Annotated in this window: 25 protein-coding genes; 19 read left to right on the forward strand and 6 right to left on the reverse strand. The window is 52.9% G+C overall.

What is annotated here, in order from left to right; all coding sequences use genetic code 11:
- The first annotated feature begins 169 nt into the window (after positions 1-169).
- The 15 genes from AC2IBB_RS27895 (at position 170) to AC2IBB_RS27965 (ending at position 13,706) form a co-directional block, all read left to right on the forward strand.
- Positions 170-604: a hypothetical protein gene (locus AC2IBB_RS27895; RefSeq protein ID WP_279508511.1), complete on the forward strand. Its 435-nt coding sequence runs from the start codon at positions 170-172 to the stop codon at positions 602-604.
- Complete coding sequence (locus tag AC2IBB_RS27900) at positions 601-1,551, forward strand: hypothetical protein (protein ID WP_486329958.1); 951 nt, start codon at positions 601-603, stop codon at positions 1,549-1,551. Before AC2IBB_RS27895 ends, AC2IBB_RS27900 begins: the two co-directional genes overlap by 4 nt.
- Positions 1,552-1,965: 414 nt before the next feature.
- Positions 1,966-3,267 (forward strand): hypothetical protein, encoded by a 1,302-nt coding sequence (locus AC2IBB_RS27905; RefSeq protein WP_486329959.1) that lies wholly within the window; start codon positions 1,966-1,968, stop codon positions 3,265-3,267.
- A gap of 413 nt (positions 3,268-3,680) precedes the next feature.
- Entirely contained in the window at positions 3,681-4,574 is an 894-nt protein-coding gene (locus AC2IBB_RS27910) for a hypothetical protein (RefSeq protein WP_486329960.1), read from the forward strand.
- A gap of 579 nt (positions 4,575-5,153) precedes the next feature.
- Positions 5,154-5,366 (forward strand): helix-turn-helix transcriptional regulator, encoded by a 213-nt coding sequence (locus AC2IBB_RS27915; protein ID WP_486329961.1) that lies wholly within the window; start codon positions 5,154-5,156, stop codon positions 5,364-5,366.
- Complete coding sequence (locus AC2IBB_RS27920; RefSeq protein ID WP_486329962.1) at positions 5,363-5,833, forward strand: hypothetical protein; 471 nt, start codon at positions 5,363-5,365, stop codon at positions 5,831-5,833. Before AC2IBB_RS27915 ends, AC2IBB_RS27920 begins: the two co-directional genes overlap by 4 nt.
- Positions 5,830-6,705 carry an ATP-binding protein gene (locus AC2IBB_RS27925; RefSeq protein WP_486329963.1) on the forward strand — a complete coding sequence of 292 codons (876 nt, stop codon included), beginning with the start codon at positions 5,830-5,832 and terminating at the stop codon, positions 6,703-6,705. The genes AC2IBB_RS27920 and AC2IBB_RS27925 overlap by 4 nt, the downstream gene beginning before the upstream one ends.
- Positions 6,702-7,328 (forward strand): hypothetical protein, encoded by a 627-nt coding sequence (locus AC2IBB_RS27930; RefSeq protein ID WP_279508502.1) that lies wholly within the window; start codon positions 6,702-6,704, stop codon positions 7,326-7,328. The genes AC2IBB_RS27925 and AC2IBB_RS27930 overlap by 4 nt, the downstream gene beginning before the upstream one ends.
- Before the next feature lie 75 nt (positions 7,329-7,403).
- Complete coding sequence (locus tag AC2IBB_RS27935; protein ID WP_305903255.1) at positions 7,404-7,862, forward strand: DUF6511 domain-containing protein; 459 nt, start codon at positions 7,404-7,406, stop codon at positions 7,860-7,862.
- Positions 7,859-8,605 carry a PD-(D/E)XK nuclease family protein gene (locus AC2IBB_RS27940; protein WP_305903254.1) on the forward strand — a complete coding sequence of 249 codons (747 nt, stop codon included), beginning with the start codon at positions 7,859-7,861 and terminating at the stop codon, positions 8,603-8,605. The genes AC2IBB_RS27935 and AC2IBB_RS27940 overlap by 4 nt, the downstream gene beginning before the upstream one ends.
- Positions 8,602-10,887 carry a phage/plasmid primase, P4 family gene (locus AC2IBB_RS27945; RefSeq protein WP_486329964.1) on the forward strand — a complete coding sequence of 762 codons (2,286 nt, stop codon included), beginning with the start codon at positions 8,602-8,604 and terminating at the stop codon, positions 10,885-10,887. The genes AC2IBB_RS27940 and AC2IBB_RS27945 overlap by 4 nt, the downstream gene beginning before the upstream one ends.
- Before the next feature lie 115 nt (positions 10,888-11,002).
- Positions 11,003-11,482 (forward strand): crossover junction endodeoxyribonuclease RuvC, encoded by a 480-nt coding sequence (locus AC2IBB_RS27950; RefSeq protein ID WP_486329965.1) that lies wholly within the window; start codon positions 11,003-11,005, stop codon positions 11,480-11,482.
- Positions 11,469-11,681, forward strand: coding sequence for a hypothetical protein (locus tag AC2IBB_RS27955; protein ID WP_216740572.1), 213 nt, complete (start codon positions 11,469-11,471; stop codon positions 11,679-11,681). Before AC2IBB_RS27950 ends, AC2IBB_RS27955 begins: the two co-directional genes overlap by 14 nt.
- Positions 11,674-12,069 carry a DUF6362 family protein gene (locus tag AC2IBB_RS27960; protein WP_486329966.1) on the forward strand — a complete coding sequence of 132 codons (396 nt, stop codon included), beginning with the start codon at positions 11,674-11,676 and terminating at the stop codon, positions 12,067-12,069. The genes AC2IBB_RS27955 and AC2IBB_RS27960 overlap by 8 nt, the downstream gene beginning before the upstream one ends.
- A gap of 362 nt (positions 12,070-12,431) precedes the next feature.
- Positions 12,432-13,706: a site-specific DNA-methyltransferase gene (locus AC2IBB_RS27965; protein ID WP_486329967.1), complete on the forward strand. Its 1,275-nt coding sequence runs from the start codon at positions 12,432-12,434 to the stop codon at positions 13,704-13,706.
- 44 nt (positions 13,707-13,750) lie between these two features.
- Here the strand turns inward: AC2IBB_RS27965 and AC2IBB_RS27970 are convergent, their stop codons facing one another.
- Entirely contained in the window at positions 13,751-14,443 is a 693-nt protein-coding gene (locus AC2IBB_RS27970) for a hypothetical protein (RefSeq protein ID WP_486329968.1), read from the reverse strand.
- 44 nt (positions 14,444-14,487) lie between these two features.
- Here AC2IBB_RS27970 and AC2IBB_RS27975 point away from each other — a divergent pair, with 44 nt between their 5' ends.
- Positions 14,488-14,793 carry a hypothetical protein gene (locus tag AC2IBB_RS27975; protein ID WP_486329969.1) on the forward strand — a complete coding sequence of 102 codons (306 nt, stop codon included), beginning with the start codon at positions 14,488-14,490 and terminating at the stop codon, positions 14,791-14,793.
- Here AC2IBB_RS27975 and AC2IBB_RS27980 read toward each other — a convergent pair.
- The 5 genes from AC2IBB_RS27980 to AC2IBB_RS28000 all read right to left on the reverse strand — a co-directional run bounded on the left by AC2IBB_RS27980 (position 14,769) and on the right by AC2IBB_RS28000 (position 16,929).
- Positions 14,769-15,125 (reverse strand): hypothetical protein, encoded by a 357-nt coding sequence (locus tag AC2IBB_RS27980; RefSeq protein WP_486329970.1) that lies wholly within the window; start codon positions 15,123-15,125, stop codon positions 14,769-14,771. The genes AC2IBB_RS27975 and AC2IBB_RS27980 overlap by 25 nt on opposite strands.
- Positions 15,126-15,220: 95 nt before the next feature.
- The gene (locus tag AC2IBB_RS27985) at positions 15,221-15,571 is read right to left on the reverse strand and encodes a hypothetical protein (protein ID WP_253938803.1); all 351 of its coding nucleotides are present in this window, start codon (positions 15,569-15,571) and stop codon (positions 15,221-15,223) included.
- A gap of 161 nt (positions 15,572-15,732) precedes the next feature.
- Positions 15,733-16,014, reverse strand: a complete 282-nt coding sequence (locus tag AC2IBB_RS27990; protein ID WP_305903246.1) for a hypothetical protein — start codon at positions 16,012-16,014, stop codon at positions 15,733-15,735.
- A gap of 59 nt (positions 16,015-16,073) precedes the next feature.
- Positions 16,074-16,349 carry a hypothetical protein gene (locus AC2IBB_RS27995; RefSeq protein ID WP_305903245.1) on the reverse strand — a complete coding sequence of 92 codons (276 nt, stop codon included), beginning with the start codon at positions 16,347-16,349 and terminating at the stop codon, positions 16,074-16,076.
- A gap of 76 nt (positions 16,350-16,425) precedes the next feature.
- Positions 16,426-16,929, reverse strand: coding sequence for a DUF3489 domain-containing protein (locus AC2IBB_RS28000; protein WP_486329971.1), 504 nt, complete (start codon positions 16,927-16,929; stop codon positions 16,426-16,428).
- 475 nt (positions 16,930-17,404) lie between these two features.
- Here AC2IBB_RS28000 and AC2IBB_RS28005 point away from each other — a divergent pair, with 475 nt between their 5' ends.
- The 3 genes from AC2IBB_RS28005 (at position 17,405) to AC2IBB_RS28015 (ending at position 20,815) form a co-directional block, all read left to right on the forward strand.
- Positions 17,405-17,923, forward strand: a complete 519-nt coding sequence (locus tag AC2IBB_RS28005) for a hypothetical protein (protein WP_486329972.1) — start codon at positions 17,405-17,407, stop codon at positions 17,921-17,923.
- 415 nt (positions 17,924-18,338) lie between these two features.
- Positions 18,339-18,851, forward strand: coding sequence for an elements of external origin (locus AC2IBB_RS28010; RefSeq protein ID WP_486329973.1), 513 nt, complete (start codon positions 18,339-18,341; stop codon positions 18,849-18,851).
- Entirely contained in the window at positions 18,848-20,815 is a 1,968-nt protein-coding gene (locus tag AC2IBB_RS28015; RefSeq protein ID WP_486329974.1) for a phage terminase large subunit family protein, read from the forward strand. The genes AC2IBB_RS28010 and AC2IBB_RS28015 overlap by 4 nt, the downstream gene beginning before the upstream one ends.
- Positions 20,816-20,817 lie beyond the last annotated feature (2 nt).

Raw genomic sequence — 20,817 nt, forward strand, 5'->3', positions numbered from 1 at the left:
CCATTAGGAATAATCCGTTCAGCCTACCGAACGATTCCGTCCAACACCCCCAAGGAGGGCTGGGTGCCAACAACAAAAAACAAATGCCTGAGCAGATGATAGATCGCCTATTCCGCAGTAAACGGTAACGGGATCTATTGAACATTAACCAGTGAAGGTTGCTGTATTTATGCCTGCCATTGAAAATAAATTACCGCCACAAAAACGCTATGACCTAACCCCGCTAATGACGGGGGCTCCTCTGACTTGGGATGCCGAAGATGGTATTGAGTCAGTGAACGTGGTCATGCTCAAACTAAAGGACCTTGCTGGATACGGGCGTATCCAGGTGGAATCTCCCGCGCAGAGCGTACTTGATCTGCATGAATATTCGCGCGAATACTTCGGAGGCCACTGCCCTCTGGCGTCAGGCGCGTTTATTCCCACGCAAGCGAAGATCATTATTCGCTTTCACCCAGATAAGAAAGGCAGTCGAAGTAATGTTCTGCCAATCAATATCACGCTCCCCAATGGATGCGATCTGCTTACACGAACAAGCAAAGAGAAGCTTGTTGGTGAGAAATATCTAAAACGTTGGGGGCTCTTGAACGACATTCACGGATGACGGCTGACTCTATTACTCTAGAAGCATTGACGCTCATTTTGCGGCTCCTAAATAGTCCGGTGCCTAGTATTGCTGGCAGCTTGCTGTTTGAAGAATTTCCCAGTGTTGCATACGAGCTTGTTAATAGGCTGTTCTTAACGCCTGCAGGTTGCCTGGGCTATTTAACTCATGGCCATCAAGGATTTGCTGATTTGACTTGGTGCTCTGAGACTAGGCGACATCGCTACTTCTCCTCCAGCGCTGGTTGGGTTAGCGTTCCCGCCGAGGAGATACATCGATATACGGTTGATGTGGATAGGTTGCTACTCTGGTTGCAGGGCTTCTTCTCGATCGGCGCTCATCATCGAGTGACGCCTCTTTTGGATGACTGGCTGTGGCACTTGGGAGCTACTCGTATTCGCGGCTATCGTGTAAACCTGTATTTTGTGCGTAGCCTGGATATGACAGAGCGCCTGTTGTCTGTCATGAAGGAACTTAGGAAAGAGTCGGCCAGAGCGCCTGCGCTTGTGGTCAGCACCTCAAGCAAACTCCCTACAGGCATAGATTTGCCGCAAGACATAGCGTTAGTTTCTCTCGATAGGCTTCTGAGTCGAACTGGCGATTGCTGTGTGCTGGATGAACTCTCCGTCCTGTCAATTCTACAAGGCTACTCCGAAGCGTCTGAAAGTGAAGGCGGTATCGGACTTCGATTTTCTACTGACTTTCGGCGTGTTCGCTGGGATGGGCAGTGGTACAGGCTTACCAAGAAACAATCGGCGGTGATGGAAGCACTATATCGTGAAGGTGGACGCGCGCATAAAGACTTGCTTCGGGCAGAAGCGGAGACTAATGAGGAACTTCATCGGATTATGCGTAATAAAGTGGATGGAAAATGGATTCAACATCCTCTGTGGAACACACTTATCAAGCAAGAAGGCAACGGCTACTACTGTTTAAATCAACAATAAAAATGGATAACTATCTGTCTGATTATTCAGACATAAACTTATAAGTTGTTAAATACAAAGAGTGTTTTATTGGCGTTAGTTTCCAAAAGAAAATGCTTCTTATTAGCTAACGATAGATATTCATGGGAGTGGAATATAAATCAGCGAAAATAAAACATTAAAAAATGTTTATTTTTGTACATTTTTTATTCTATACTCTCCCTGGGCTTTAGGGATTAAGCTCAGGTGTATCGTTAAGCGAATATGAGTTGTACGCTTCACCTAATTTTGATGTTTAGGTCCCGCCTGACTGCTATCGCCCGTATAAAGTGTTAAAACCACTAACAATACGGTGTCATCATGAAAAGTCATCTCTCTCACTTCATTCTTACTATTGTTGTTTCACTCCAAGGCTGCAGTACTTGGGGTAATTGGATGAGTGTTCATCGAGATTTAAATGTTAATGATGGAACTGGAGTTCTAGTCGATATCAAGCAACGTGCAATTGTTGCAGCCAAAGAGACTCCAGAAGGTACTCCTAGGACTATAGTTTGTGCGGAACCTAGCCCTGATGCATTATCTGCTTTTGCTGTTGGGTTGGCTGCCGAAGGAAGTTATAAAAGTGAGGCCGCCGCAAAGCTAGCTATGACTGGAAATGAGGGAGCATCATATGTCGGATTACGAACTCAGAGCATACAACTACTTCGTGACTCCTTATACAGATTGTGCGAAGGCTATATGTCAGGCGCCCTTGACAAAATGCAGTATGAGACTCTGTCAAGACGATATCAAAAATACATGGTAGGGCTCTTGGCAATAGAACAACTAGCAGGAACCGTAAAAGTTCCTCCCACTACTATATCAACTCAAAGTACAGCAGAAGCTGCTCAAAGTATGGATAGTATGATGGCGAGGCTCGAAAAAGTTAACTCTCAGATAACAACACTCGAAGGTGAAGTTGAGACTCTTGAGTCGGAAAAGAAAACTGCTAATGAAGATCGGAAAAAGGAAATAGAAAAGGAGTTAAAAACTAAGAATTCGTCTCTATCCTTACTCCAAGCAAACAAGGGTAGCCTAGAAAAAGGAGTTTCAAACGCTAGAGGGCTAATAGCAACAGGGCTAACAAGTGCTGTTGTAGAGAACGTGGGGGTGCCTGCTGCTAGAAGTGACGCGCACATCCAGGCTGTGGCAAAGGCTGTTCAAGAGATTGCCCTTAAGGTCGTAGACACAAATGATTTTCATACAATATGTGTAAGTGAGATGCGCCTCAAAGCTAACGAGAGAAGCAACGTTTTAATTGAGGAGTGTAAGGCTTTCTTTAAGCAAATGAGAGACACTAGTAAGAGAAATTATGAGTTGTATGCAGAAAGATATGCAGAAAGAGTTAATGCGGCCAAAGTGATTCTTTCTTCAATTACAGATAAGTCTAGTGCAAGCGATACCGAGAAAAAGATTAAGATGGTCGCCTTTCTTCTTGGCAACGATAAAGTATACTCGAAAAATTCAGAGACAGTTGATGTTAAGTTAGCTCCTACTGAGGATACGGCCCAACTATTTGTTGTCAATAAGCCTAGGGAAAATTCCGATACAGCATGGTGCAATGGAAATGACTGTTTCTCTTTGCCGGGTGTAAAAGCCGTTACAATAGCACCTTCTGTATACGCTGAAGACTGGAGAAACCAACAATTAGATTCGTGGTCTCCTCAGTCCTTAGCTCCATCATCACCAACCCCATAATACAATTATAATTTTAAGCATTCAGAAAAATACTGTGCGCCTATCATCACGATATCGCACAGTATAAAAATATTTAAGCCTACTATCCATCGTGAGAAACATAAGCATATAGAGAAGGTGGAGAATATTTGACAATGAATAATCGGCAAAAAATATTGCATAATGTGATAGTGAGAATTAGTAGCATATCTTCCTGTAGAAGTTCTAAGGTTTCTGATATTCAAAATTCGAGAGAAAATAAAGCAGATAAGTGGGAGTTTTTCAGTTCTTTTATTGGTTATGGTGTTTTTGATTTTTACGTATTTATCTCGACAAGAATATCAAAGGATATAGCTATGATATTAAACTGGCGAGAAAAGTATGAAATTAACCATATATAGTTTTGATTAAAAAACGCACATGGTGAATTTTTAATGAAAAATCAATCCATTTTAGATAACAAAATTCATAGGGATTCAAAAATGGAAGAATGGAAAAATGTAGGAATTGGTATAAGTGTTTTAATAGTCGGCCTGCTTGGGGGATATTTTTTATCCAATAAGCAGATTGAATGGCTTCAGGTTACCGCCATCGAAAGTGCGAATAAACTTGGATTGAGCCTAGGTGAAGCTAATTTGAGAATCTCTCAATACAATAGTGAAAGTAAGTTACTATTTGAAGAAATCCAAGCTAACTCGCGAGCGCAAAAAGAGTCACAGCAGGAGTTATCAGTAGATATAGCTCAACAGAGGGATACCGTAAAGAAAAAAGCTGAAGAGCTGAAAGCTATTGGTATTCAAGTAGCTGAACTAACAGAACTAATTTCTGGGCAGCAAGGTGAAGAGGCCGAAGCACGAATTAGAGCATTAAATGAGCTATTGTCCAGAGGAGATTTGTCAGATTTATTATTAGAGATGAAAACATCTGTTATTCGCCACAATAAGCAGTTGTTAACGATTACTTCATGCCCAGATGGTATGGTAAATCTAGGAGCATATTGCATAGATAGAAAATATAGGTTTCAAGTCGGAACTAACTGGCTAGATAATAATCAGGGATGTATTAGCGCTGGGCTAAGAATGTGTAGCACAGCAGAAATATCCGGAGCAGCCCGCTTGAAACGTATAGAAACATATAGATACGAGGACGGTAATTACTGGGCTTGGTCGGATGATGTAGTCCTAACTCAAGCCGAAGGGGGGGGGGTTCATGATGCTTGCCATGTACAATTAAACGTCAATGAACCAAGCTACATACTTGGCGAGTGGAATTGCCGAACTTCCGCTTTAACAAGTTCCACTAATATTGGTGGCTTATGTTGCAAGTAGTCAGTTTGACTTGAGCATCGCCTTAAAGGTGAGAACGAAGTGAACAACTTTTTTATTAACCAAGCAGACAAATAGCTTCCATCTATTTATCTGCAACGACAGGGCCTGCACATGTCAGGCTCTGGCTCTCGCAGGTGAATCCCGATTCGCAAATTGCTAAATTCCGATTCTAGGGTAGTATTCTATTCTCGAAAACCATGGCGTAGTGAATAAAGCGCCGAATTTGAGATATTGATTGCCATTCTCACCTCTCATGGCGAAAAAATACGACCAATTATCAACCATATAGTGCGATTTACTTGGTCTGTGTGGCTTTCAATGCTTTTACCTTATCTTTAGTTGTAAATGTCGAGTTCAATCTGGTTTCTTTTAGGACTAATGCTTTTCAATTTCTTGCGCGTCACATCCTATAGCTTGTTCATTATGAGGATATAAGGCTCAGGATCAGATAATTGCCGTTATATTTCCCGTCGATCCGAAAATTTCCCACCCGTTTTCCTACCTGGACTCCCCCGATTTTCCCACCAATTGTTCTGCAAGATAGCTCCACGATTCCGCAATAACCCAAAGGAGCTAATCGTGGAAATAAAACACTTCAGTCAACGTGAGTTGGCTCATCGCTGGGGCGTCTCTAAAGCCTGTCTGGAGCGTTGGCGCACCATCGGCTGCGGTCCCGTCTATCTCAAACTGCATGGGCGCGTGCTTTATCGCATGGAGGATGTGGAGGCCTTCGAGGCGGAGAGCCTGCGTAAGAGCACTTCCGAACGGTTTGAGAAGGGAGACGCCGCATGAGCCGATATGCCATGGAGGAACTGATCGGGACGCCCGCCAAAGAACTGGCGGAGTATTCAGGCGAAACGCTCTACCGTCTCAGAACGGAAGCGTCAATCATGCTGGCCGCCGCCAAAGTGTTGGTGTCCCACCTTGATTATGCGCTGGAGGCCAAATACGGCCGGCGCGCTGAGGCGTTACGTCGGAGGAAGGAGTCCGACTCTGTGAGTTTTGAGGACGGCGCGGTGGACGTTCATGCCAGCGTATCCGAGCGTGTGGAATGGCGCCAGGACGCCCTGACGAAGATTGCGCAACGCATCGCTGAAGCGGGTTGCGACCCCGCCGACTTTCTGGATATCACTTACTTCGTCAGCGAGGACAAGTACAACGCCTGGCCGCAGAGTTTACGACGCTCTTTCGAGCAGGCGCGCATTCGTAAACCCTGCAGGCCATCGATTCGATTGTCTCTCAGGGAGGCGCGCTCATGAGCCTTCCCATCATCACCGCCGATCAAAGGTTAGCTGAAAAGCGCGGCGTCAAAGGCGTATTGATTGGAAAAAGCGGCATCGGCAAGACGTCTCAACTGTGGACGCTCGACGCCCAGCGCACGTTGTTTTTCGATCTGGAGGCTGGCGATCTCGCTGTTGAGGGATGGGAAGGCGATTCCATTCGCCCACGCACTTGGCCGGAGTGCCGAGACTTCGCCGTGTTCATTGGCGGACACAATCCGGCGCTTCGTGAGGATCAGCCGTTCAGCCAAGCTCACTTTCAGGCGGTTTGCGAGCGCTTTGGCGACCCGTCCATTTTAGACAAGTACGACACCTTGTTTGTCGACTCCATTACCGTGGCGGGCCGTCTGTGTATGCAGTGGTGCAAGGGGCAGCCGCAGGCGCATTCGGAGAGAACCGGCAAGCCCGACGCACGCGGCGCATACGGTTTGATGGGCCAGGAGATGATCGCCTGGCTCACCCATCTGCAGCACACACGGGACAAAAACGTCTGGTTCGTCGGCATCCTCGACGAACGCCTCGATGACTATAACCGCCGCGTATTTTCCTTGCAGATCGATGGCTCAAAAACAGGGCTGGAACTGCCAGGCATTGTCGACGAGGTCGTCACCTTGGCCGAACTGAAGTCGGATGACGGCGCCGGTTACCGCGCGTTCGTCTGTCACACCCTCAATCCCTGGGGATACCCCGCCAAGGATCGTTCAGGCCGCCTGGAGGCGGTGGAGGAACCGCATCTGGGACGACTTATGGAAAAGGTCGCCGGTCCCGCGAAACCGGCTCTGGAGCGACTGGAATACACACAGCCGCCCGCTGTCGATCAACTCAATGAAGCCAAGGAGCAAGTCCTATGAACCAGGCATGGAACGACTTTAACGATGCCGATCCACAACAGTCCGCATTCGATGTGATTCCCAGGGGAACGGTTGTGCCCGTACGCATGTCGCTGCAACCCGGTGGTTATGACGATCCCAATCAAGGCTGGGACGGTGGCTACGCCACCTACTCAAACGATACCGGAGCGGTTTACTTGGCGGCGGAGTTCATCGTCACTGGCGGCGAGTACGCCAAGCGAAAACTGTGGAGCAACATCGGTCTGTATTCGCCGAAAGGACCGACCTGGGCGCAAATGGGACGGAGTTTTATCCGCGCCGCGCTCAACAGCGCCAGACGAGTCAACCCAAACGATAATTCGCCCCAGGCGGCGGCCGCACGTCGCATCCATGGCTTCAGGGAGCTCAATGGGCTGGAGTTTCTGGCCCGGGTGGACGTTGAAAAAGACGCCAAAGGCGGCGATCGCAATGTGATTAAGAACGCGGTGGAGCCGGACCATCCGGAGTATGCGGCCTGGGTATCAACGCCTCATATGAAAACGCCTCCGCCAGAAGGTTCCGGCGGAGCGCCAGCAACCGCTGCGCCTACATCGGCTTATGCACCACCGACATCCGCAGCGGGCAAGCCCGCCTGGGCTCAGTAGGAGCGTTATTTCTCATGTTGTTCGAAGTACGTCAACCAGCCGCCGTCACTGGGGCGGCTAAGGGAAACTCATCTCATGAAATGCCGAGTCTGCGCTCGCCAGGCCAAAGGGTTTGGTCACTTGAACACACGGCATCGGCCAGGCGAATCCAAGCGTTATCCCACCGACTGGCGGTTCTGCTCGGCGCGATGTCAGAAAGCCTTTCACGCGTTGTATGCGGACTGGCTGAAAGGGACAAAGGAGGAAGTCATGCTGAACGCCACCGACATTGAGAAAGCAGCGTTACGCGACTGCCTGAAACCCTTCGGCGACGCGGCGACCGCCATCGGTTTTGGCAAGCCGCTAGGCGCCTACTCTGAGGCGGAGGCAATGACGGTTGTCGAGGCGATTGTAAGTGGGTATGTAGCAGCGATGACTCAATACCACGAGTCCGCCCGCTATGCTCCAGTTCGCTCCCCTGCCCTGGCGTCAGAGCAAAAGGCGCACCTGTTTTCTGATTTGGAAGGAGAACTGCCTTGGGAGAAATCAGCATGATGGATTTCAACTCAACTGAAAGTTTCTCCGGACGGATTTCGGCGTTGGTCGATATCGGGCTGCGTAAAGTAAGGGATGAGCAAACGCCAAGGACCTACCTGGGCGCCTCGCGGTTGGGCGTCGCCTGCGAGCGGGCGCTGCAGTTTGAATACGCCCAGGCCCCGGTCGACCCGGGGCGCGAAACGCAAGGCCGTATTCTGCGGATCTTTGAGCGTGGTCATGTCATGGAGGACTGCATGCTGAACTGGCTGGAGAAAGCCGGCTTCACGGTTCTCACCCGCAATGAGGTAGGCGAACAGTTTGGATTTTCCGCTGTGGACGAGCGCCTTCAGGGGCATGTCGATGGCGTTATCGTAAGTGGGCCGGATGGGTTCGTTTACCCCGCGTTGTGGGAGCACAAATGCCTTGGCGCCAAGTCATGGCGTGATCTGGAGAAGCATCGTCTGGCCAAATCAAAGCCGGTCTATGCGGCTCAGGTGGCGGTCTACCAAGCCTATCTGGGACTGCATGAGGCGCCTGCGCTGTTTACCGCGTTGAACGCCGACACGATGGACATCTACGCCGAGCTTGTCCCATATAACGGCGAGCTCGCCCAGCGCATGTCCGATCGCGCGGTGAAGATCATCCTGGCGACCGATGCGGGAGAGTTGCTGCCGCGCTCGTTCTTGGACGAAGAGCACTGGGAGTGTCGTATGTGCGCATGGCGTAACCGGTGCTGGACCAGTGGGGAGACAACAGGATGATCGACTTTAATGAACCTGTAGCACGCCCCTTTGAAAACCGGGATCTCCATGCCGAACGAGAGGCGATTCGCGCTGAGCTGATCGCCAATCTGGAGTCGGTGCTGACAACGCTTTATCCGGCGGGTAAACGTCGCCGCAATCTGTTCTTGATTGGTGACGTGTTAGGCAGTCCTGGCGAAAGTTTGGAAGTGGTCCTGGAAGGCGAAAAAGCTGGTCTTTGGACTGATCGGGCGGAAGGCGTCGGCGGTGATATCTACGCCATGATTGCCGGGTATTACCACGTTGACGCATGCGCGGACTTTTCCAGGGTTCTTGATCTGGCCGTCGAGTTGTTGGGGCGTTCTCGCACCCAGCCCACCCGCAAGCGAAGCAAGTCGCCGCCAATGGATGATCTCGGTCCGGCGACGGCCAAGTGGGATTATCTGGACGCGGCTGGAAAACTCTTGGGCGTCGTGTATCGCTACGATCCCCCTGGGCGCAGGAAGGAATTCCGGCCCTGGGACGCCAAGCGTCGCAAGATGACGCCGCCCGAACCACGTCCCCTGTACAACCAACCCGGCATCGCGCAGTCGGAACGGGTGGTGTTGGTGGAAGGCGAGAAATGCGCCCAGGCGCTGATCGATGCAGGTATCTGCGCCACCACGGCGATGAATGGAGCTAAGGCTCCGGTGGACAAAACCGACTGGCGCCCGCTGACTGGCAAGCATGTGATCATCTGGCCTGATCGGGATGCGCCGGGTTGGGCCTACGCCGACCAAGCTTCTCAGGCGATTCTACGGGTGGGAGGAATATCGGTCGCCATTCTGACGCCACCGGAAGACAAGCCCGAGGGCTGGGATGCCGCGGACGCTCTGGAGGAAGGCTTTGACGCGGCGGGGCTTATTTCAGCCGGTCCCCGCATGCCAATAGAGCTCCATTGCGACGAGGTGGATTCGGAAACTCTATTGAGTGACGTCGACTGGGCCACCGAGGACGGCCTGGCCACCGCCTTCACTCGTCGCTATGGCGAGGACTGGCGGTATTGCTCTCTCTGGGGCAAATGGCTGGTATGGTCGGGCATGCGCTGGAACTCGGACCAGGTGCTGTTTGTTCAGCATCTTGTGCGCGGTGTTTGCCGCGCCGCGTCTCAAAAGGCGGACAACGATAAACGCAAAGGCCGGCTGGCGAGCGCCGCCGCCATTGCCGCCGTGGAGAAGATCGCGCGTTCTGATCCCCAGCACGCCTCCACACCGGAGGAATGGGATGCGGATATCTGGGCGTTGAATACGCCCGGTGGCGTGGTCGAACTGCACACGGGCCGGATACGTTCACACCGTCGCGAAGACCGCATGACCAAGTCGACCACCGCAACGCCTAAAGGCGAATGTCCAACATGGCGGAGCTTTCTGGCGGATGTGACGGGACAGGACGCCGATCTGCAGGCGTATTTGCAAAGAGTGGTCGGCTATTGCCTGAGTGGCGCCACCAGCGCACACGCGTTGTTTTTCCTCTACGGCACAGGCGCCAACGGCAAAAGCGTGTTCGTGAACGTGGTGGGAGCCATTCTGGGCGACTACGCCGCCAATGCGCCAATGGACACCTTCATGGAGGCGCGCGGCGATCGACACCCAACGGATCTGGCGGGCCTGCGCGGAGCACGCTTCGTGTCGGCCATTGAGACCGAGCAAGGCCGGCGCTGGAACGAGTCTAAGGTCAAATCCATTACCGGTGGCGACAAGGTTTCCGCGCGCTTCATGCGCCAGGACTTCTTTGAGTATGTCCCTCAATTCAAGCTGCTGATTGCAGGGAATCACAAACCGGCTATCCGCAATGTCGACGAAGCGATGAAGCGTCGGCTGCATCTGATTCCATTCACCGTGACCGTACCACCAGAAAAACGCGACGGTGGCCTGACCGACAAACTGCTTGCCGAGCGCGAAGGCATTCTCGCCTGGGCGGTGGAAGGATGTCTGGAATGGCAGCGCATGGGTCTCAATCCGCCCGCCTGCGTGAGTGCGGCGACGGAGGAATATTTTGAGGCGGAGGACGCCCTTGGGCAGTGGATTGATGAGCGCTGTGAGCGATCGGCGGAAGCGAAAGCGGCCTCTTCGGAATTGTATGCGGATTGGCGTGAGTGGGCTGAACGCGCTGGCGAGTATGTCGGCTCCATCAAACGCTTTTCAGAAATCCTCATCACACGCAATTTTTCTCAGAGTCGATTACACGGGGGAACGCGCGCCTTTAAAGGGCTCAGGCTACGTCCCAAGTCGTTTCCACGCAGTTATTACGACCCTTACGATTAACCTTGGTGACGGATGGTGACCCTTATTCTGATTAACGCCTACACGCGCGTACGCGTAAGAGGTTATTCGATAAGCCTGTCACCATCCGTCACCACTCTCTCAAACGGAGATGGAAATGACCTTATCAGTATTGGCGCTGGATCTGGGAACACGCACCGGATGGGCGGCGAAAGGAAAGGATCGCGCCATCGTCAGTGGCGTGATGAACTTTAAACCCCAGCGCTTTGATGGCGGCGGTATGCGCTTTTTGAGATTCAAACGTTGGCTGACCGAGCTGAAAGCGAATCTGGACGGCATTGACGCGCTGTATTTCGAAGAGGTTCGCCGGCATGTCTCCACGGATTCCGCGCATGCCTATGGCGGCTTTCTGGCGACGCTAACGGCGTGGTGCGAGCACCATGAGATCCCTTACCAAGGCGTGCCTGTGGGGACCATCAAGCGTCACGTCAGCGGTAAAGGCAACGCCAGCAAGGAGGATGTGATAGCGGCTGTACGGAAACGGGGATTCAACCCCTCGGATGATAACGAGGCGGATGCCCTGGCTATCATGCTGTGGGTGCAGGACACACAGGAGACGGAATATGAAAACGCCTAAACCCATTTACCGCAGCCCCTTGGGGAAATATCAGCCTGATCAGGGACCCGATCCCGAGAAGATCAAACGCGAGGGGTGGCGCAGTCAACGCATCCTGGTGATCTCGCCTGACGATGACCGGTTGAACTGGATAGAGAGCGAGCTATTGTGTCGGATTGGAGAGCGCCTCTACGGCGCAGGGGAACCTAAGCATGACTGAATGGACATTAGAGCACGTGGCTGACCGTTTCACCGACGCGGCTATCACAGCGCAACGGCTGCCCCCTGTCCGGGTGCAGGGATACGCTAACAGCTGGCCAGCTATTCTACGCAAGCCCTGGGAGAACATGGGAGCGGAGCCTGTGGTGAAGCGATTGCCGGCCGATCCGGCCGCGATTGATCGCATGCTGGAGACCTTCCGTTGGGTGAAATGGTTGACCGAGGATCAACGTCACCTGGTGTGGATGCGGGCGGATGGCTGTCCCTGGAAAGAAGTCTGCGCGCACTTCGGTATGGACCGCACCACGGGATGGCGTCGCTGGAAGGCAGCGTTGTCTGCTGTGGCTGTTCGACTTAACGATCCCGAGGAAAGGATTAGTTTTAATTAGTTATAAACAACTCCTGCGGAAAACGTAGTACTGGTGCGGGTTTGACGCAAATTCGGGGGCGTAACATCCGCCGGTTTTTTTGGTAATATTTGCGCTACCTCGTGACACGAGCGCACCTCCCCGCTATGGCAGCCGCCAGGCGATTATTTGGCCTATCTGGGCGCCTTTTGGGCTCCCGATGGGTCCTTCCTGGCCATGAGTCGAAGCGGGGGGCGTGAGCGCCGCGTTTGTTTAGCGTCAGCGCTAAAAACGAGGTTTGCAGGGTTTGCGGTTCGCAGGTCCGATTCCAACGTACTTCCCTTTACCCGCCCGTGAAGCGATTCGCCGGCGGGTTCTTTTTTGAGGCCCAGAATCTGAATTCTTTGTCCGCGGTTGGCGCCCCAAGCTATCCGCCATTGATTGTTCAATACCGGTCAGTGGAAGCGCTCATTCCGTATTGCCGAAACGCGCGTACGCACTCCGAGGAACAGGTGGCGCAGATCGCCGCCAGTATCGCGGAATTTGGCTGGACCAACCCTATCCTGGTCGACGGAGAGAACGGCGTTGTCGCCGGCCACGGGCGCTTGCTGGCGGCGAGAAAACTAGGAATGGTGGACGTACCGATCATCGAGCTCGCGCATTTGTCGCCGACGCAGAAACGCGCTTATATCCTCGCGGACAATCAGCTGGCCTTAAAGGCGGGCTGGGACGAGCAATTACTGCGTGTTGAACTGGAGGCGCTGCAGGAAGACGGTTTCGACCTGGACCTGACCGGATTCGACGCGGACGATCTGGCGGCGTTGCTGGAGGCGGAGGAAACCGAGGTAGTGGGTCAAACTGACGACGACTCGGTTCCCGAAGAGGAAGAGGCCGTAGTCTCCCAATCCGGCGACGTCTGGTTGTGTGGCGAACATCGCGTCCTCTGTGGCGACGCCACCTCACCGGATGCGTACGCCGAATTATTCAGCGATGGGAAGCAGGCGGATATGGTGTTTACCGATCCTCCCTATAACGTGAATTACGCGAACAGCGCCAAAGACAAGCTGCGCGGCAAGAATCGCGCGATCTTAAACGACAATCTCGGCGACGGCTTTTACGACTTCTTGTTGGCGGCGTTGAGCCCAACCCTTGCACATTGTCGGGGCGCGATATACATCGCTATGTCCTCCAGCGAGCTGGACACCCTGCAGGCGGCGTTTCGGGAAGCGGGAGGCAAATGGTCGACGTTCATCATCTGGGCCAAGAACACCTTCACGCTGGGACGTTCAGACTACCAGCGCCAATACGAGCCGATACTGTACGGCTGGCCGGAAGGCGCACGCCGACACTGGTGTGGCGATCGCGATCAAGGCGACGTATGGCACATTAAAAAGCCGGCGAAAAACGACCTGCATCCCACCATGAAGCCGGTGGAACTGGTGGAGCGCGCCATCCGCAATTCCAGCCGACCGGGAGATATGGTGCTTGACCCATTTGGCGGTTCAGGCACCACATTGATCGCAGCGGAAAAGTCCGGACGCGTCGCGCGTCTGATCGAGCTTGATCCCAAGTACGTGGATGTGATCGTGCGCCGCTGGCAGGATTGGACAGGAGCAAAAGCCTCTCGTACCAACGACGGAGTGGCTTTTGATGATATCCAGCATATAGGTAGTAAATAAAAATTAGTAAACCATCTCTACTTTAATATAAAGCACATCCACCTTTACAAGTGAACAATTTCTTTATAAGAACTATCCATTATGTCATTTTTTTGAAGTTTTATTTGCCTAAATATCCAGGTGTTACTCCAGGCATCTTTTTTACCAAAAACATATCCACTATGACCATAGTCGCTAACAGAGAATCTTCTCTTTTTTATATATTTTTTTTGATTTTCACTTAAGAACGTATCTTCATGACGGTCCCTCCCTTCAGAAGTTACACCACTTCCGCCAGAAACATGTAAGATTGATGTATCTCTTAGAGTGAGACCATTTGCATAGGTTATACGGCAACCATCAAGTTTGTCGGTGTAAAAGTAAGAAGCGCCGGAGGCATTTAATTGTTCCACACTAGCCATACTTATTCCGCCTAGAGCAAACGGTAAGTAACAGACAGGAACTGCACCTTCGTCGTCTTTGTTTACCTTTTTCAAGGCAACCGTATTGTTGTTAAACCCTTGAAATACTGCTCGTAAATATATCAACTTCAAAGGGGATGAGGAAGTGTATTGATTCCCTCCAGAGTTTATAAGGCAAGTATCTATTCTAGTGATTCCGTCCTTTAAACCAAAAGTAAAAAGGTCATAGAAAAAGCTGTGATAAATATTATCTTTTGAAGAGGTCGGTGCAATCTCTTCATCAGCATCCCCGAATCCATCGAAATCAAACATGTCTAGCAGGCCAACGTCAGGCATTTTTCATTCCTTTTTATGTAAGATAACTTTTTAGCGCCATCAATATGCATAAGAATATTTTAGGTAAAAACGCAGCTATAGAAGCGCTATTTAGGGAGAAAAATCCTCTAGTTTTATTTGTAATATTTTGTTACAAGTCAACTGAAGCTAAGCTACAGTTACCTCTTGGCAATCTTGGCTTTATATTGACTGCGCTGGAAAGACCTGGGCGCAAAGCGCACCTGTTTGAGCCCGCTCCCAAATACGTGGATGTGATCGTGCGCCGTTGGCAGGATTGGACAGGAGAAAAAGCCGTCCGCAAGAGTGCTGGGACGGCCTTTGATGATCAGGCCTCAACCACCTCGCAATGAATGACATACCCGACCAGCTCAGGCAACCCGTAAGGGATGCCGCGCTGTACGCTGGTGATTCGTCCGATGGTGCGTTTCATCCAGCTTTGGGTGGTTGCATCAATGGCGGCCTCAAGGGGAAGCCCTGTTAGTTGATTGCCTCGAAGCTCATCTGCAAAGCGTCTTCCGTAGCGGCTATCCAAAAAGTTGCGGATGGATTCAAGCGGCTGCCCCGTCGCGTTCGAAATGGCTGTCATGGCCAGAGGCCAAGCGACATTGGCCTCCTCATTCATCGTTCCGAAGAAGCCCCAGGCGACGTTTTGGGTGGTGGGTATGGGTGTTGAGCGTTCCATCTTTGATTTCCTTTGGGTCAGTTTGTTGCGTCCCTAGTAACGCTTCATATGAGCGGGAAGCCAAGTTAATCCTCGGCTTCCGTTTGGATAAATCGCTACCCAAGTCTGGCGACGTAGCGAGGGTAATCTCCATGATCGGGGTTGATGTAGAGGTAGGGGCGGCCCGGGGCGGTGACTTCGATGCAAAGCTCACCGCCATGAACGCTTCCCCCTTTGCCGCGCAGCCAATCCCGACGTGCGCTGAGGTGGTTGGTGAACACGTCAAACTCAATCGTCGTCATTTCCCGGGTTTCGGTAACGTAGATCCTGTGTTGTCCGTAACCGCCGACCTCGCTCAGATCGACCGGCTTCCTGGCGAAGGGCAGACGGACGCCCAGCTCCTCCACCTCAATGCTGATGCCGCCAACGATGAGGGTGCGAGGGGTTCGGGTGATGGTGAGGGTCATGGTTTTCACTGTCTTTCTCCTTGTGTTGCGTCGTTAATGTTGACGCCCCTAGTAACGCTTCATGTGAGCGGAAAGCCAAGTTGAATCTGGAGGGATAAGCGAGTTTTTTGCGTCAGGGACGGCGAACGAAAAAAGCCGGCGACGAGGCCGGCTGTAGGCGTTCAGGAGGGGCGATCAATCAGCCGCCAACACAGCTTTAAGGCGATGTCCTCCCAGGGGGCGATAAGGCGGCTAGCGTCTGATAGCAGGCCGAGGAGATGAAACCGAATCAATAACCGGGCGTCTTCGTCTTCCTCAAGTTTACCCAGGTAGCGGGCAAGACGCTCATCTATCAGCAACCCATGCAGCTTGGTGATCGCGTCGCGCTTGGGGAGCGGTTCCGACATCAGACGCGTCAGAGCTAGGGCTTTTTCTTCGGTGTGTGGTTGGTGGATGGTTTCCATTAGGGCTTCTCCTTTTTGGGGTAAGGCGGCTGTGTTGAGCCGCCGGGTAAATGCTTGGATCAGGCGTCGATGATGCGCTTGCAGATGGCGATGGCCGCCTCGTCCCAGGTCACGTAGGAGAGGTGCAGGTTGTCCAGCGCCCGCTCAAGGTGAAAGCGCACCAGGAGGCGGACATCTGCGTCCTCCTCAAACTCTTCGAAAAAGTCAAAAAGGTCGTCGTCACCGGTGAGGTGGTAAAGCGTGTCGCTGGCGTCTTTCTTCAGCAGCGGCTTGGCCATCAGGCGTTCCAGTTTGGCGGCTTTTTCTTCGGTGTTGGGTTGGCTCCAGGTGCCCATTTTTTCGCTCCTTTGGGGTGGTTCGTGTGGCGCTATGAACGCTTCATAGCGCCGGCTTAGCAAGTGATTTAGAGCGTTATGGGTGATCGGTTTTGGCGATGCGGTAGATGCGCTCACCGTCTGCGGATTTCTCTGAGATCACGTTGAGTCCCAGCTTCTTTTTCAGCGCCCCAGAGAGGGTTCCGCGCACCGTGTGATTTTGCCAACCGGTGGCTTGGCTGAGCTGATCGATGGTGGCCCCTTCCGGGCGCTTCAGCATATGGATGACAAGGGCCTGCTTACTGTTAGCGCGGAGGCGGGGTGGCTGGCGCTGTGGCTCAACCTCGTTGGTGTCCAGGGTCGCTTCGAGGCTGTCCCCTCCCCTACTCGGTTTAGCGCGTCCCAGCGCCTCGTAGGCGGCGTCATCGACATGCCATGTTTCTCCCTCGGCGTGGATCAGGTTTCGCTGCATCAGGCCGATCAGCACTTTCTTGCGCGCGCCGCCTTTAATGTGGCCTGGAAACCAGTCGACGCGACCCTCGCAGTGATCGATAGCGTGGGACAAAACAGCGTGTTGTGTGGGCGTCAATGTGTGACTCATAAAAAGCTCCTTGGCGGGTGGGTTAAGACGCCGACATGAACGCTTCATTCGAGCAGGAAGCCAAGTGGATTCAGCGTTATTTTTTCGATGTGGTTGATACAGCTCATGGGAATGCGCATTAGCGTTTGTGCGGCCCATAAGGTGCCTTTAGCGAGAACTTTTAATCGAATGACGGGGATAAACTATGCTTTGTGCTTAGTTACTAACGAATCCTCTTTTTGGATCTGTGTTGCGCACGCAGCGGCATGGAGGTTCGCATAAGGATACTCAACTGGTTCTGTTTTGAGCTTGGCCTCCAGTCCAGGCTACTGTCCTGGCTCGTCGGGAGCTTTATGAGAAATAAGGGTTAACACTTGTATGCGTATTCCAAAAACTTTTCTGACGGCATTTATACTTTATCCGCACATCCAATAATTGTGCAGTTTCGATATTGCGTCTTACTTATTATGGATAACTTTATCAAGGGGAAATCGAGATGCCTCAAATTACAGAAAAGCAAATTTTTGGCTGGGCACAAGGCTGGGCTCAAACCAAAGGAGAGGAAATTGTTAGAAATTTCATGCAAAAAGGTGGGTGGGAAGGCTGGGCTCAGGTGGAGCTGGCAAATGTGTTTCAAACATTACCAGGCGACGGTATGGTAAATGTTGAGAGGGAAGTTCACACATATGAAAATACGGGGCAAGCGGTCGACATTAAAATTACAGATGTAAACCAACAAAGAGTTTTCCTGATAGAGCTAAAATGTGAATCGCTATTTGCCTCTGCAGACAGCGCCACACAACGAGATGGCAACAGATTCTACCGAAACTTCCAAGACGACATTGACAAGCTCAGGCTTCGAACAAGGCAACAAAGCAGACCATTAGCTCTATTGTTCATCATTAGCGACGAAGCAAGGAGGGCGACTGATTCTTTCTTTGGCGCCAGGGTCCAAAGGGCGGACTTTAATCTACCAGACGGTTGGACATTAAGTATCTATTTAGCGAAATGCTAATTGAAAACCTGTGGCTGATATTCGCCAGCCTAGTCAAAAGCTTTTGATGATTTATTGGTACTAGCCTGTATTTCTCACGATGTATGAACAAAGAGCAGCTGATACGCTAATATTTCAAATGTTTACGTTGAAATTCCACCTGAAAATCGTATCACAGCCAGCTCATCGGGAACTTCATAAGAAATCCGGGCTTACCAATTTCAAGACAGCAAACCGTTTCGCCAAGTACAAGATGGCAAGTTTTTCTAATTCAAAGATAAAGCTTGGTCTTCAAAACGATGACTATTCACATCGGCGCAGTGACGCTCCGCACCTTACACCTATTTTTCTTAGTGGCGACACAACGCATCCCGAAAAGCAATAGATGCAAGCCATGTGTATTCAGTGCTATTTCCCGATGTGATTAATACTCCTCATGGGAATTTCCATTCGCGCCTATGCGCGTCATCGAGGCGTCTCCGATACCGCCGTTCGTAAGGCGATTCAGACAGGACGCATTACCCCCGAGCAGGACGGAACGCTGGATCAGGAACGGGCGGATCGGGAGTGGGAGCGCAATACCGAATCGCCCAAGGTCGGATCGCGCCGAGGCGTCGTCAAAGCGCGAACGCCTGAAGACATAGCTGGCAACGGCAATGCCTCCCTTCTGCAGGCGCGCACTGTCAATGAGGTGGTCAAGGCGCAGACGAACAAGGTGCGCCTGGCGCGGCTTAAAGGAGAATTGGTGGATCGCTCGCAGGCGATCGCCCATGTGTTTCAGTTGGCGCGCACCGAACGCGACGCCTGGCTGAACTGGCCCTCGCGAGTGTCCCCCCATATGGCGGCCCATCTTGGCGTTGATCCGCACACTTTCCACGTGGCGCTGGAATCGGCGGTGCGCGAGCATTTGCAAGAACTTGGCGAGCTGCGTCCCCGAGTGGATGGATGATTTCGGGCCCGGATTATGACGGGGCGGCGGATATCGAACGGGCGTGGCGTGAGGGACTGACCCCAGAGCGATTGCTCTCCCTGTCGGAGTGGGCCGATTACCACCGGGTCCTGTCCAGCAAAGCCTCCGCCGAACCCGGGCGCTGGCGCACCCAGCGCACGCCCTACCTGCGAGAGATCATGGATTGTCTCTCTCCGACCTCACCAGTTGAACGGGTCGTGTTTATGAAGGGCGCACAGGTCGGCGGCACTGAGGCCGGCACTAACTGGATCGGTTACGTTATTCATCATTCCCCCGGTCCCATGATGGCGGTCTGGCCTACCGTGGATATGGCGAAGCGGAGCTCCAAGCAGCGGATAGATCCCTTGCTGGAAGAGACGCCGGCGCTGACTGAATTGGTCGCCCCCGCGAGATCAAGAGACTCTGGCAACACCATCTTGTCGAAGGAGTATCGCGGCGGCGTATTGGTCATGACCGGCGCCAACTCCGCGGTGGGGCTGCGCTCCATGCCAGTGCGATACTTATTTCTGGATGAGGTGGACGCCTACCCGGTGGATGTGGAGGGCGAAGGCGACGCCATCACCCTGGCGGAAGCGCGCACGCGCACCTTCTCCCGCCGCAAGATCTTCATTGTGTCCACGCCGACTATTGCTGGCGCCAGCGCGATAGAGCGCGAATACGAGGCGTCCGACCAACGCCGATATGTCGTGCCTTGTCCACATTGCAGCCACCCGCAGTGGCTGCGCTTTGAGCAGTTGCGGTGGGAGCGTGGCCGTCCCGACACCGCCGCCTACGTGTGCGAAGCCTGCGCCGTCCCCATCGCCGAGCACCACAAAACCTGGATGCTGGAGCGCGGCGAGTGGCGAGCGATGGCGCCCGGGCGCGGAACCAAGACCGCAGGCTTTCACTTATCTTCCCTGTACAGCCCGATAGGCTGGCGCACCTGGGCGGATATCGCCTACGCCTGGGAGAGCGCCGTCAACAAAGAGTCAGGCTCCAACGCCGCGATCAAGACCTTTAAAAATACGGAGCTCGGCGAGACCTGGGTGGAGGAAGGCGAAACGCCGGATTGGCAACAGCTGGCTGAGCGACGTGAGGATTATCCAGTCGGCTGCGTACCCGCCGGCGGTCTCTTGCTGGTGGGAGGCGCGGACGTACAACAGGATCGCATCGAAGTGTCGATATGGGCCTTTGGTCGCGGCAAGACAGCGTGGCTGGTTGAGCATCGCGTACTGATGGGCGATACCGCGCGCGAGGATGTCTGGGGACGTTTGGCGGCGTTACTTGATGAAACCTGGAGCCATGAGGATGGCGCGCCAATCCCCCTGACTCGATTTGCATTGGATACCGGCTTCGCCACACAGGAAGCCTATGCGTTCGTGCGCGCCCGTCGCGATCCACGCCTTATGGCCGTCAAAGGACGAGCGCGTGGCGCGGCGTTGGTCGGATCGCCCACGGCGGTAGACGTCACCCAAGGCGGTCGCAAATTGCGTCGGGGTGTCAAACTGTTCTCGGTGGCGGTGGGCATCGCCAAACTGGAGTTATACAACAACCTGCGCAAACGCGCGGACATGGCGGAGGATGGGGTCACTCCCGTCTATCCGGCCGGCTACATTCACTTACCCCGGGTCGACGCCGAATTCCTGCAGCAGCTCTGTGCGGAGCAGCTGGTGACGCGTCGGGACCGCAACGGTTTTCCGGTGCGCGAATGGCGCAAGATGCGTGAGCGCAATGAAGCGTTGGACTGCTATGTATACGCCCGCGCCGCGGCTTGTGCGGCGGGGTTGGATCGATTTGAAGAACGCCATTGGCGGGAGCTCGAAAAAACACTGCGTCCGCCTGATACGCCAGAACCTCCTATTGCACGTTATGACGACAAGGCCGCCCTCGAAGGCGGCCTTGTCGTTTCTAAATCCCGATCCCCAAGTCGACGCCGCATTCAGAGCGCGTGGCTGACACGATAAGA

The organism is Hahella sp. NS-SX17 (genome assembly GCF_057367735.1).

Excerpts from the sequence above, each read along its gene's own strand:
- AC2IBB_RS27895 (WP_279508511.1), top strand. The coding sequence starts at position 170 with ATGCCTGCCATTGAAAATAAATTACCGCCACAAAAACGCTATGACCTA.
- AC2IBB_RS27900 (WP_486329958.1), top strand. The coding sequence starts at position 601 with ATGACGGCTGACTCTATTACTCTAGAAGCATTGACGCTCATTTTGCGG.
- AC2IBB_RS27905 (WP_486329959.1), top strand. The coding sequence starts at position 1,966 with ATGAGTGTTCATCGAGATTTAAATGTTAATGATGGAACTGGAGTTCTA.
- AC2IBB_RS27910 (WP_486329960.1), top strand. The coding sequence starts at position 3,681 with ATGAAAAATCAATCCATTTTAGATAACAAAATTCATAGGGATTCAAAA.
- AC2IBB_RS27920 (WP_486329962.1), top strand. The coding sequence starts at position 5,363 with ATGAGCCGATATGCCATGGAGGAACTGATCGGGACGCCCGCCAAAGAA.
- AC2IBB_RS27925 (WP_486329963.1), top strand. The coding sequence starts at position 5,830 with ATGAGCCTTCCCATCATCACCGCCGATCAAAGGTTAGCTGAAAAGCGC.
- AC2IBB_RS27930 (WP_279508502.1), top strand. The coding sequence starts at position 6,702 with ATGAACCAGGCATGGAACGACTTTAACGATGCCGATCCACAACAGTCC.
- AC2IBB_RS27935 (WP_305903255.1), top strand. The coding sequence starts at position 7,404 with ATGAAATGCCGAGTCTGCGCTCGCCAGGCCAAAGGGTTTGGTCACTTG.
- AC2IBB_RS27940 (WP_305903254.1), top strand. The coding sequence starts at position 7,859 with ATGATGGATTTCAACTCAACTGAAAGTTTCTCCGGACGGATTTCGGCG.
- AC2IBB_RS27945 (WP_486329964.1), top strand. The coding sequence starts at position 8,602 with ATGATCGACTTTAATGAACCTGTAGCACGCCCCTTTGAAAACCGGGAT.
- AC2IBB_RS27950 (WP_486329965.1), top strand. The coding sequence starts at position 11,003 with ATGACCTTATCAGTATTGGCGCTGGATCTGGGAACACGCACCGGATGG.
- AC2IBB_RS27955 (WP_216740572.1), top strand. The coding sequence starts at position 11,469 with ATGAAAACGCCTAAACCCATTTACCGCAGCCCCTTGGGGAAATATCAG.
- AC2IBB_RS27960 (WP_486329966.1), top strand. The coding sequence starts at position 11,674 with ATGACTGAATGGACATTAGAGCACGTGGCTGACCGTTTCACCGACGCG.
- AC2IBB_RS27970 (WP_486329968.1), bottom strand. The coding sequence starts at position 14,443 with ATGCCTGACGTTGGCCTGCTAGACATGTTTGATTTCGATGGATTCGGG.
- AC2IBB_RS27975 (WP_486329969.1), top strand. The coding sequence starts at position 14,488 with ATGCATAAGAATATTTTAGGTAAAAACGCAGCTATAGAAGCGCTATTT.
- AC2IBB_RS27980 (WP_486329970.1), bottom strand. The coding sequence starts at position 15,125 with ATGGAACGCTCAACACCCATACCCACCACCCAAAACGTCGCCTGGGGC.
- AC2IBB_RS27985 (WP_253938803.1), bottom strand. The coding sequence starts at position 15,571 with ATGACCCTCACCATCACCCGAACCCCTCGCACCCTCATCGTTGGCGGC.
- AC2IBB_RS27990 (WP_305903246.1), bottom strand. The coding sequence starts at position 16,014 with ATGGAAACCATCCACCAACCACACACCGAAGAAAAAGCCCTAGCTCTG.
- AC2IBB_RS27995 (WP_305903245.1), bottom strand. The coding sequence starts at position 16,349 with ATGGGCACCTGGAGCCAACCCAACACCGAAGAAAAAGCCGCCAAACTG.
- AC2IBB_RS28000 (WP_486329971.1), bottom strand. The coding sequence starts at position 16,929 with ATGAGTCACACATTGACGCCCACACAACACGCTGTTTTGTCCCACGCT.
- AC2IBB_RS28005 (WP_486329972.1), top strand. The coding sequence starts at position 17,405 with ATGCCTCAAATTACAGAAAAGCAAATTTTTGGCTGGGCACAAGGCTGG.
- AC2IBB_RS28010 (WP_486329973.1), top strand. The coding sequence starts at position 18,339 with ATGGGAATTTCCATTCGCGCCTATGCGCGTCATCGAGGCGTCTCCGAT.
- AC2IBB_RS28015 (WP_486329974.1), top strand. The coding sequence starts at position 18,848 with ATGATTTCGGGCCCGGATTATGACGGGGCGGCGGATATCGAACGGGCG.